This is a genomic window from Gemmobacter sp. (genome assembly GCF_016792925.1).
Classification (GTDB): Bacteria; Pseudomonadota; Alphaproteobacteria; order Rhodobacterales; family Rhodobacteraceae; genus Gemmobacter.
Window position 1 is genome coordinate 1 of the sequence record NZ_JAEULU010000268.1, and the last position, 10,665, is coordinate 10,665.

General features: G+C 65.0%; 12 protein-coding genes. 8 read left to right on the plus strand and 4 right to left on the minus strand.

Annotated elements, in window-relative coordinates:
* Positions 1-438, minus strand: a 438-nt coding sequence (locus tag JNN06_RS12815) for a glutathione peroxidase (RefSeq protein ID WP_291239994.1), incomplete at its 3' end; no start/stop codon positions are given.
* Positions 439-775: 337 nt separating this feature from the next.
* Here JNN06_RS12815 and JNN06_RS12820 point away from each other — a divergent pair.
* Positions 776-1,264 (plus strand): NUDIX hydrolase, encoded by a 489-nt coding sequence (locus JNN06_RS12820; RefSeq protein WP_291239983.1) that lies wholly within the window; start codon positions 776-778, stop codon positions 1,262-1,264.
* A 79-nt stretch (positions 1,265-1,343) separates the two neighbouring features.
* Positions 1,344-1,766, plus strand: coding sequence for a DUF1178 family protein (locus tag JNN06_RS12825; RefSeq protein WP_291239984.1), 423 nt, complete (start codon positions 1,344-1,346; stop codon positions 1,764-1,766).
* A 48-nt stretch (positions 1,767-1,814) separates the two neighbouring features.
* Here JNN06_RS12825 and choV read toward each other — a convergent pair whose 3' ends face one another.
* The 3 genes from choV to choX form a co-directional block, all read right to left on the minus strand.
* Positions 1,815-2,840 (minus strand): choline ABC transporter ATP-binding protein, encoded by a 1,026-nt coding sequence (choV, locus tag JNN06_RS12830; RefSeq protein WP_291239985.1) that lies wholly within the window; start codon positions 2,838-2,840, stop codon positions 1,815-1,817.
* On the minus strand, positions 2,837-3,688 hold the full coding sequence (choW, locus tag JNN06_RS12835; protein ID WP_291239986.1) for a choline ABC transporter permease subunit: 852 nt from the start codon (positions 3,686-3,688) through the stop codon (positions 2,837-2,839). Before choW ends, choV begins: the two co-directional genes overlap by 4 nt.
* Before the next feature lie 112 nt (positions 3,689-3,800).
* Positions 3,801-4,724, minus strand: coding sequence for a choline ABC transporter substrate-binding protein (choX, locus tag JNN06_RS12840; RefSeq protein ID WP_291239987.1), 924 nt, complete (start codon positions 4,722-4,724; stop codon positions 3,801-3,803).
* A 126-nt stretch (positions 4,725-4,850) separates the two neighbouring features.
* Between choX and betI the strand changes: the two genes are divergently transcribed.
* From betI to JNN06_RS12870, 6 genes are all read left to right on the plus strand, one after another.
* The gene (gene betI, locus JNN06_RS12845; protein WP_291239988.1) at positions 4,851-5,435 is read left to right on the plus strand and encodes a transcriptional regulator BetI; all 585 of its coding nucleotides are present in this window, start codon (positions 4,851-4,853) and stop codon (positions 5,433-5,435) included.
* Between the two features lie 11 nt (positions 5,436-5,446).
* Positions 5,447-6,901 carry a betaine-aldehyde dehydrogenase gene (gene betB, locus JNN06_RS12850; protein ID WP_291239989.1) on the plus strand — a complete coding sequence of 485 codons (1,455 nt, stop codon included), beginning with the start codon at positions 5,447-5,449 and terminating at the stop codon, positions 6,899-6,901.
* On the plus strand, positions 6,901-8,553 hold the full coding sequence (gene betA, locus JNN06_RS12855; RefSeq protein WP_291239990.1) for a choline dehydrogenase: 1,653 nt from the start codon (positions 6,901-6,903) through the stop codon (positions 8,551-8,553). The genes betB and betA overlap by 1 nt, the downstream gene beginning before the upstream one ends.
* A gap of 135 nt (positions 8,554-8,688) precedes the next feature.
* Positions 8,689-8,925 (plus strand): DUF465 domain-containing protein, encoded by a 237-nt coding sequence (locus JNN06_RS12860; protein WP_291239991.1) that lies wholly within the window; start codon positions 8,689-8,691, stop codon positions 8,923-8,925.
* Between the two features lie 170 nt (positions 8,926-9,095).
* Complete coding sequence (locus JNN06_RS12865) at positions 9,096-9,236, plus strand: hypothetical protein (protein WP_291239992.1); 141 nt, start codon at positions 9,096-9,098, stop codon at positions 9,234-9,236.
* A 64-nt stretch (positions 9,237-9,300) separates the two neighbouring features.
* Positions 9,301-10,665 (plus strand): FAD-binding oxidoreductase (locus JNN06_RS12870; protein ID WP_291239993.1); only part of this gene is annotated, 1,365 nt, incomplete at its 3' end.

Consider the following 10,665-nt stretch of genomic DNA (forward strand, 5'->3'; position numbering starts at 1 on the left):
CCAGGTGCCGCGCGGCTGGCCATCCGGCCCCAGCAACACCTTGTTGAAGTTCCAGCCGGGCGTGAACCCATGCTGTTCGGCCATCCAGCGATAGAAGGGATGCGCCTCTGGACCCAAAACCCTGGTGATCGTGGTCATCGCCAGCGTCAGGTCAAAGTTCAGCGCGCAATATTCCTTGACCTCGGCCTCGCTGCCCAGCTCCTGCTTGAAGTCATCCGAAGGCACGGCCAGCACCACCAGCCCGCGATCGGCATAGCGGTCTTGCAGGGTTTGCAGCGTGTCGAACTGCCGGGCAAAGCCGCACATCGAGGCAGTGTTGACCACCAGCACCGGCTTGCCGCGCCATTGCGCCGTATCCAGCGTGCCGCCGTCAATCGCCTCGAACTGAAAGCCGGGGGCGGCAGCGGCCCGCACCGCCGTGGCGGCGAAAGCGGCCATGCCGCCCAGAACCATCGCGCGCCGGTTCCACATTGCCTTTTGCATCGCGTCCCCTTCCTGGCCCTGTCAGACGCCCTGTCAGACCTTCGCCCGTCTCAGACTTAGCGCTTTGATGCGGCGCGTCAACCTGGCTGTCGACCGGCGGAAACCCGCGCGAAAAGCCACAATTCCGCACGGAAACGATACAAAACTGTCAAGCTGGGTTGAATTTCAGGTCTGAGCTTTCATTATTCTGAAAGAGAGTGGTCGCAATCTGGCATCTTGCCAGCCTGTGAAACCTCTCTCTCCCAAATCCGAGGTGGCGACAGAACCATCGCTGACAGAAAGTGACAGGCGTATGATCCGAGCAGAGTTTCCCCCCCCGATCCGCGCAGGCGACACCCTCGCCGCCGAGGACAGCGATGTGCGCACGCAATATGGCGCGCTGTGCTGGCGCCTCGGGGCGAAAGGGGTGGAGGTTCTGCTGATCACCAGCCGGGATACCGGGCGGTGGGTGATCCCGAAGGGCTGGCCGATCGACCGCCTGACGCCCGAGGCCTCTGCCGCGCGCGAGGCCTGGGAGGAAGCCGGGGTCGAGGGCGCCGCCGATCCGGAATGCCTTGGGCTTTATGCCTATGACAAGGGCATCGGGGTCGAGCGTCTGCCCTTGCCGTGCCGTGTTGCGGTCTTTCCCTTGCAGGTCGAGGCGCTGGCCCGCCGCTATCCCGAACACAAGCAGCGGCGGCGCAAGTGGTTCTCGCCGGAAAAGGCCGCGCGCAAGGTGGCCGAGCCCGAGTTGCAGGCGCTGCTGGCGGCCTTTGTGCCACCGGCCGTGGCCGGGGCCTGAGGCGGGGCATTTGCAGAGGGGCGGTTGAAATTGCCCGCGCGCCGGGCCATGTCTGTCAGACCGCAACAGGATGCAGGCGATGATCCGCTACGCGCTCAGATGTGCCGAGGGGCATGATTTCGACAGTTGGTTCGCCAATGCCGCCGCCTTTGATGATCTCAAGGCGCGGGGGCTGCTGGCCTGTGCGGTCTGTGGCGGGGCCGGGGTGGAAAAGGCGCTGATGGCGCCGCGCGTCGCCCATGCCGAGCCTGCCACCGCCACCGATCTGCGCCAGCCGCTCAGCCCCGCCGAGCAGGCCATGGCCCGGCTGCGTGCCGAGGTGGAGGCGAAATCGGAATATGTCGGGGTGAATTTCGTCACCGAGGCGCGCGCCATGCATGAGGGCAGCAGCCCCGAACGCCCGATCTATGGCGAGGCCAGGCCCGAGGAGGCTCGCAAGCTGTTGGAGGAGGGGGTGCCGGTGATGCCCTTGCCGTTTCTGCCCTCGCGCAAGGCCAATTGAAGGGGCAAGGCCAATTGAAAAGGCCGGGGATGCCCCCGGCCTCTTGTGTCAGATGCCGCGCGGGTTGATCAGGCGGCCCATCACATCGGCGGGCCGGATACTGCCTACCACCGATCCGCCCTGCGTGACCGCCAGTTCCGGCACGCCGTCGCGGAACAGCTCCATCACGGCTTTTACCGCCAGGTCGGCATCCACCGCGCGATCCGCGCCCGAAGGGCCGCGCCGCATCACATCCGCCGCCGACAAGACGGAAAGCGGGTTCATATGCGCCACGAAATCCTGCACATAATCATTGATCGGATTGGCGATGATCTCGCGCGCGGTGCCGCATTGCACGATCCGCCCGCCCTCCATCAAGGCAATCCGGTTGCCGATCTTGAAGGCCTCGTCGAGGTCGTGGCTCACGAAAACGATGGTGCGTTTCAGCCGGGCTTGCAGGTCCAGCAGCTCGTCTTGCAGCTTGCTGCGGATCAGCGGGTCCAGCGCCGAGAAAGGCTCGTCCATCAACAGGATCGGCGCCTGCGTCACGAAGGCGCGCGCAAGGCCCACGCGCTGCTGCATGCCGCCCGACAGATCGCCCACCTTGCGCTCGGCCCATTGGGTGAGGTTCACCAGCTCCAGCTGTTCATCCACCGGCTTGCGGCGGGCCTCGACCGGCAGCCCCGCCAGCTCCAGCCCAAGGCCCACATTCTCGCGCACGCTGCGCCAGGGCAGCAGGCCGAATTGCTGGAACACCATGGCGATGCGCGACAGGCGCAGACGGCGCAGGGTCTCCGGGTCGGCCTTGGTCACAGAGACCATCTTGTCGCCATCCGACACCCGCACCTCGCCCCGCACCACAGGGTTCAGCGCGTTCACGCCGCGCAGAAGGGTGGATTTGCCCGAGCCGGACAGGCCCATCAGCACCAGAATCTCGCCCTCGTTCACCGTCAGCGAGCAATCATGCACGCCCAGCACCTGCCCGGTGGCGGCCTGCACCTCGGCGCGGCTTTTGCCCTGATCCATCAAGGGCAGCGCGGCCTGCGGATTGTCGCCAAAGACGATGGAGACGCGATCAAATTCAACAGCGGTCATTTGCGCGTCACCTTCAGCATACGGTCCAGCATGATGGCCACCACCACGATGATGAAGCCGGATTCAAAGCCCAGACGGGTGTCCACCGTGCCAAGCGCGCGCACCACCGGCGTGCCAAGGCCATTGGCGCCCACCATGGTGGCAATCACCACCATCGACAGCGACAGCATGATGGATTGCGTCAGGCCCACCATGATCTGCGGCAAGGCCCAGGGCAGTTCCACCCGCCACAGGCGCTGCCAGGGCGTTGCGCCAAAGGCGGTCGCGGCCTCCATCAGTGCGGTCGGGGTGGAGCTGACGCCCAGATGGGTCAGCCGGATCGGCGCGGGCAGCACGAAGATCACCGTAGCAATCAGCCCTGGCACCATGCCGATGCCAAAGAACACGATGGCGGGGATCAGGTAAACGAAGGTCGGCAGGGTTTGCATCATGTCCAGCACCGGCGAGACCGCGCGGTAAAACCGCGGCCGATGCGCCGCCATGATGCCCAGAGGCACGCCAAACCCCATGCAGGTGACGCAAGACAGCAGGATCAGCGTCATGCTCTGCATCGTCTCTTCCCAGTAGCCCTGGTTGAGGATGAACAGAAAGCTGAGCGCCACCAGCGCCACGGTTTTCCAGCTGCGCTGGATATACCAGGTCAGGCCGAGGAAAGCGGCCACGATCAACAGGGGCGGCGTCTCGGTCAGCACGAACAGGCAACCGTCGATCACCGACTGCATGATGAAGCGCAGAAACTCGAACACCGGCCCGCCATTGTCGTTCAGCCAGGTGAAGATCTGCTTGGCCCATTTTCCAATGGGCAATTTGTATTCGGTCAGCCAGTCGCTGCTGTAAAGCCAGTCCATCCGCGGCCTTTCTTGGGTTGCAGGAGGGTCTTCGGTTGCAGGAGGTGTGCGCGCACGCATGCAAAAGCGACGGGGGCGGCGCGGGCCACCCCCGTCTTGCGGTCAGGCGGTGTCAGAGGCCGAAGGCCGTCTTGACAGCGGCCAGCCCGTCGCCGCCATCCTTGGTGGTCACGCCCTTCAGCCAGCCATCCAGCACCGCCGGATTGGCCTTGACCCAGGCGGTCACGGCATCGCCCGCATCCTCGCCATCGTCGAGGATCGCGCCCATGATCTCGTTTTCCATCGGCAGGGTGAAAGTCATGTTCTTCAGAAGCGCGCCGGTATTCGGGCATTCCGCCGCATAGCCCACGCGGGTCACGGTGTTCACCACGCCCTCCTCGCCAAAGAACTCCTCGCCGCCCGGCAGGTATTTCAGCGAGAAATTGGCGTTCATCGGATGGGGTTCCCAGCCCAGGAACACGACGGCCTTCTGGTCGGGGTAAAGCCGCGACACCTGCGCCAGCATGCCCTGTTCCGAGCTTTCCACCACTTCCATGCCTTCCAGCGACTTGCCGGCGGCGGTTTGCTCGATCAGATAGCCATTGCCCTCATTGCCCGGCTCGATGCCATAGATCTTGCCTTCCAGCTCGTCCTTGAACTTCGGCACATCGGCAAAGGTCTTCAGGCCCTTGTCATACAGATAGGTCGGCACGGCGAGGGTGTATTTGGTGCCTTGCAGGTTGGTGGTCAGCACTTCGACGGTCTTGTTGTCCAGATAGGGCTGGACGGCGGCGGTCTGCGCCGGGATCCAGCTGCCCAGGAACACGTCGATGTCGCCCTTGCTCAGCGCCTCATAGGTCACCGGCACGGCCAGCATCTTCACTTCCACATCATAGCCCAGACCCTCCAGCACCAGCCGCGCGGCGGTGGTGGTGGTGGTGATGTCGGTCCAGCCCACATCCGAGAAGGTCACCTTGTCGCAACCCTCGGCAAAGGCGGCGCCCGAAAGCGCCAGCATGGCCGCCGAAGCGAGAAGGGTGGTTTTCAGTTTGGTCATCGCGGTCTCCCTGTGGTGGTTCGCGGGTGTTTTATGTCTCAAGCGTCTGCGCGCTTTTTGTTGATTGACGAGTCAATAAACTTCGCGCTAGCTCGGTTTGGCAAGAAGTTTTTTCACGGACATGCCATGCCCAAGCTTGGAATGGAGCCTATCCGAAAGGCCGCGCTGGTCAAAGCGACCATCGTGGAGATCGGGCGCGCAGGCTCGCTGGATGTGACGGTCAGCCAGATCGCCAAACGGGCAGGCATGTCCTCGGCCCTGGCGCATCATTATTTCGGCTCCAAGGAAGACATGTTTCTGGCAGCCATGCGTCATATCCTGTCGCTTTATGGCGCGGAAGTGCGGGGCGCACTGGCCGCAGCCGGGGATGCGCCCGAGGCGCGGTTGCAGGCAATCCTTCGGGCCAGCTTCAGCCCGGGCAATTTCCGGCGCGAGGCCGTCGGCGCGTGGCTCAATTTCTATGTGCTGGCGCAGACCGTGGCCGAGGCAAGGCGACTGCTTGCGATCTATCAGCGACGTTTGCGGTCAAACCTGATGTCGGATTTGCGCCCTCTGGTGGGGGCGCGGGCACCGGGGGTGGCGGCTGCACTCGGGGCGCTGATCGACGGTGTCTATCTGCGCGAGGCGCTGAAAAACGGGCCGCCCGATTCGGCGGCAGCTGTGGCGGTGGTGATGGACTTCCTGACCACCGAACTTGGAAAACAATCATGAAAGGGGTGACCATGCGGGCACAACCGAAGGCCAGTCATTTCGTCAATGGTGCTTATGTCGAGGATCAGGCCGGGGCGGCGATCGAGGTGATTTACCCTGCCACGGGCGAGGTGATTGCCGTCTTGCACGAGGCGACGCCTGCGGTGATCGAGGCCGCGGTGGCCGGGGCCGAGGCCGCGCAAAAGGCATGGGCCGCCACCCGCCCGGTGGAGCGTGCCCGCATCCTGCGCCGCGCCGTCGATCTGATCCGCGCCCGCAATGACGCGCTTTCGATTCTCGAAACCCTCGACACCGGCAAGCCCATTCAGGAAACCACGGTGGCCGATTGGCCCTCGGGTGCCGATGCGCTGGAGTATTTCGCGGGCCTCGCGCCGACCGTGACTGGCGAAACCGTGCAGCTCGGCGGCGATTTCGTCTATACGATCCGCGAGCCTCTGGGGGTTTGTGTCGGCATCGGCGCGTGGAACTATCCCAGCCAGATCGCCTGCTGGAAATCGGCGCCCGCGCTGGCGCTTGGCAATGCGATGATCTTCAAACCCTCCGAGGTCACCCCCTTGGGCGCGCTGAAACTGGCCGAGATTTTCATCGAGGCGGGCCTGCCGGCGGGTCTTTTCAACGTGGTGCAGGGCAGGGGCGCCGTGGGGGCTGCGCTGGTCACCGATGCCCGCGTGGCCAAGGTCTCGCTCACCGGCTCGGTGCCGACGGGGCGCAAGGTCTATGCCGCCGCCGCCGAGGGCATCCGCCATGTCACCATGGAACTGGGCGGCAAGTCGCCGCTGATCGTGTTCGAGGATGCCGACATCGAAAGCGCCATTGGCGCGGCGATGCTGGGGAATTTCTATTCCACCGGGCAGATCTGCTCCAACGGCACGCGGGTTTTCGTGCATAAGGCGATCAAGGAGCAATTCCTGTCGCGTCTGGCCACCCGCACCGCCGCCATCCAGCTGGGCGACCCGCTGCACCCCGACACCCAGCTTGGCCCGATGGTCTCCGAGGCGCAGCTGACCAAGGTGCTGGCCTATATCGAAAAGGCCAAGTCCGAGGGCGGGCGGCTGGTGGCGGGCGGCGCGCGTGGCGAGTTGAACACCGGCTTCTATGTGCAGCCCACCGTCTTTGCCGACATCACCGACGAGATGACGCTGGCCTGCGAGGAGGTCTTTGGCCCGGTCATGGCCGTGCTGGATTTCGAGGATGAGGCCGAGGTGATCGCCCGTGCCAATGCCACCGAATTCGGTCTGGCGGCGGGCGTCTTCACCGCCGATCTCGCACGCGGGCATCGTGTGGTCGCGCAGCTGCAAGCGGGCACCTGCTGGATCAACGCCTATAACCTCACGCCGGTCGAAGGGCCGTTTGGCGGGGTGAAAGCCTCGGGCGTGGGCCGCGAAAACTCCAAGGCGGCGGTCGAGCATTACACCCAGGTCAAATCGGTCTATGTCGGCATGGGCCCGGTGGAGGCACCCTATTGATGACATCCGATTACGTTATTGTCGGCGCCGGTTCGGCGGGCTGCGCCATGGCCTATCGTCTGGCCGAGGCCGGGCGGAGCGTCACGGTGATCGAGTTCGGCGGCACCGATGCCGGGCCGTTCATCCAGATGCCCGGCGCGCTGTCTTATCCGATGAATATGGGCATCTATGACTGGGGTTTTCAGACCGAGCCGGAACCGCATCTGGGAGGCCGCGTGCTGGCCACCCCGCGCGGCAAGGTGATCGGCGGCTCGTCCTCGATCAACGGCATGGTCTATGTGCGCGGCCATGCCAAGGATTTCGACCATTGGGCCGAACAGGGGGCGAATGGCTGGTCTTATGCCGATGTGCTGCCCTATTTCCGGCGCATGGAAAACTGGCACGGCGAGACCGGCGACAAGGCCTTCCGCGGCCATGACGGCCCCTTGCACATCACCCGCGGCCCGCGCCAGAACCCGCTGTTCAACGCCTTTGTCGAGGCGGGCCGTCAGGCCGGTTACCCGGTGACGCCCGATTACAACGGCCAGCAACAGGAAGGCTTCGGCGCCATGGAGGCGACGATCTGGAACGGCACCCGCTGGTCCGCCGCCAATGCCTATCTGAAACCGGCCCTCAAAACCGGGCGGGTGAAGGTGGAGAAGGGCTTTGCCCGCCGCATCGTGATCGAAAACGGCCGCGCCACGGGGGTAGAGATCGAACAGCGCGGGCAGGTGGTGGTGATTCCGGCCGCGCGCGAGGTCATCATCTCGGCCTCCTCGATCAACTCGCCGAAACTTCTGCTGCTGTCGGGCATCGGCCCTGCCGCGCATCTGGCCGAACATGGCATCCCGCTGGTGGCCGATCGCGCCGGCGTGGGCCAGAACCTGCAAGACCATCTGGAACTTTACCTGCAATTCGCCGCCAGCCAGCCGATCACGCTTTATAAATACTGGAACCTCTGGGGCAAGGCGATGATCGGGGCGCAGTGGCTCCTCACCCGCAAGGGCCTTGGCGCGTCGAACCAGTTCGAGGCCTGCGCCTTCATCCGCTCGCAGGCCGGGGTCGATTACCCCGATATCCAATACCATTTCCTTCCCATCGCGGTGCGCTATGACGGCAAGGCGGCGGCAGAGGGCCATGGCTTCCAGACCCATACCGGCCCGATGCGCTCGCTGTCGCGCGGGTCTGTCAGCTTGCGCTCGGGCGACCCCAAGGCCGCGCCGAAAATCCTGTTCAATTACATGAGCCATGAGCAAGATTGGGATGATTTCCGCCGCTGCATCCGCCTCACGCGCGAGATCATCGGGCAGGACGCGTTCAAGCCCTATTACAAGTCTGAAATCCAGCCGGGCGTGAACCTGCAATCCGATGACGAGCTGAACGGCTTCATCCGCGAGCATGTGGAAAGCGCCTATCACCCCTGCGGCACCTGCCGGATGGGCCGGGCCGATGACCCGATGGCCGTGGTGGACCCGGAGGCCCGCGTGATCGGGGTGGAGGGGCTGCGCCTTGCCGACAGCTCGATCTTCCCGCGCGTGACCAATGGCAACCTGAACGGGCCATCCATCATGACGGGCGAAAAGGCTGCGGATCACATTCTGGGCCGCACGCCGCTTGCCCCCTCCAATCTGGAGCCCTGGATCAACCCGAACTGGCAGACCAGCCAACGCTGATCCCCGAAAAGCCCGCCCCACTGGCGGGCTTTTTCATGTCGGAAATACATGAATTGCCAAAGGATTGATCCGTATCAAACCCCGGCGTGATTCCCGGCGCTATCCTGTCTTCGTAACGCAGGAAGGAGACACGCGATGTCCAATACCCCGCATGAACTGCTTGAGGAGTTTCCGGCCGAGGCGCTGAAAATCTCGGCGCTGAAAGAGGCCGATGCCCATTTCGCCCGTCTGGTGGAGGAATACCACGAGGTGAACCGCGCCGTGCATCGCGCCGAAACCCGGGTGGAGGCCGTCGCGCCCGAGCGCGAAACCGAATTGCGCAAGAAGCGCGGCGCGCTGAAGGATCAGATCTGGGCCCGGCTCAGCGCGTGATCTGCCAAGGCGCCGATCTGCCAAAGCCCCGGCGCTTGCGCCGGGGCGCCATCGGCGGATTTCCCACATATGCCAAGCCTTTACGACTCTGTGATCTGGCCCATACGGCGAATCATGCTATGGGAAGGCACGAGCAGAGCCCCAGCAAGAGGGCCGCAGGAGTATGGCAGATGTTTCTTGATTTCCTCCCCGCGCTGATGGGCGCGGCGGCTGTTTACGCCGCACAGATTTTCTTCGTTCCCCCGGCGGCCACGCCCGAGGATGACGCCGCGATTCGCTCGCTCGAGGATATTTTCCCCGGCGAAAGCTGATCCCCCCGGGCCGAGCCTTGGCGGCCCGCCTCCCGCGCGCTAGGTGAGGGAAGAGGAGACCGCCATGCTCAACCCCGCCGATGCCGATTTTCTGAACCGTCTGCCGCAAGACCTGCTGCGCCCCGCGCAAGCCGCCGATCTGGAAGAGCCGCGCGGGCGCTGGACCGGGCAGGGCAGCGCCGTGGCCGTGCCGCGCAGGCTGGCCGATGTGGCGGCGCTGCTGGCGGCCTGCCATGCGGCGCGCGTGGGCGTGGTGCCGCGTGCGGGCGGCACCGGCCTTGTCGGCGGCCAGCTGATGCCGGATGGCCCGGCGCCTCTGATCCTGTCGCTGGAACGCATGACCGCGCTGCGCGGCCTCCACCCCGAGGAAGGCGTGCTGGAGGCCGAGGCCGGGGTGATTCTGTCTGATCTGCACGCCATGGCCGAAAGCGCGGGGCGGCTGTTCCCGCTGACGCTGGCCTCGCAAGGTTCGGCCCGGCTGGGCGGCTTGCTGGCCACCAATGCCGGCGGGGTGAATGTGCTGCGCTATGGCAATGCCCGCGATCTGGTGCTGGGGGTGGAGGCGGTGCTGGCCGATGGCACGGTGGTCAACGGCCTGAAACGCCTGAAGAAAGACAATACCGGCTATGACCTGCGCCATTTGCTGATCGGGTCCGAGGGCACCCTGGGCGTGATCACGGCGGCCAGCCTGCGGCTGTTTCCGCGCTCCGGTGCCGAGGGCGCGGCACTGCTGGCCGTGCCCGGCCCCACCGAGGCGCTGCGCCTGCTCGCCTTGGCCGAAGACCGCCTGCCGGGCATGGTCTCGGCCTTTGAGCTGATCCACCGCCAGGGCCTTGAATTCCTGCGCGAGACCCTGCCACAGGTCCGGCAACCCTTTGAAAACCCGCCGGAATGGCTGGTGCTGATCGACATCGGCCTGCCGCCCGGCCTGAACCCGTCCGAGGCCTTGGCCGATCTTTACGATGCGGCGGGCGATCTGGTCGGCGATGGCATCATCGCCCAATCCGGCACGCAACGCGCGGCCTTCTGGGCCCTGCGCGAATCCATCCCGCTGGCCAATCGCAAGATCGGCGCCGTCTCCTCGCATGACATCGCGCTGCCTCCCGGCCTGATCCCCGCCTTCATCTCCGAGGCCACCGCGGCGCTGGCCCGCGTCGACGCCTTCCGCATCAACTGTTTCGGCCATCTGGGCGATGGCAACCTGCATTTCAACGTCTTCCCCCGCCCCGGCCAAAGCCGCGCTGATCACGATCCTCAGCGCGAGGCGGTGAAATCCTGCGTGCATGACATCGTGCATCGCATGGGCGGCTCGGTCAGCGCCGAACATGGCATCGGGCGGCTGAAAGTCGCGGATCTGGAGCGCTACGCCGACCCCGGCAAACTGGCCGCGATGCGCGCGATCAAGGCCGCGCTCGATCCGCACGGCATA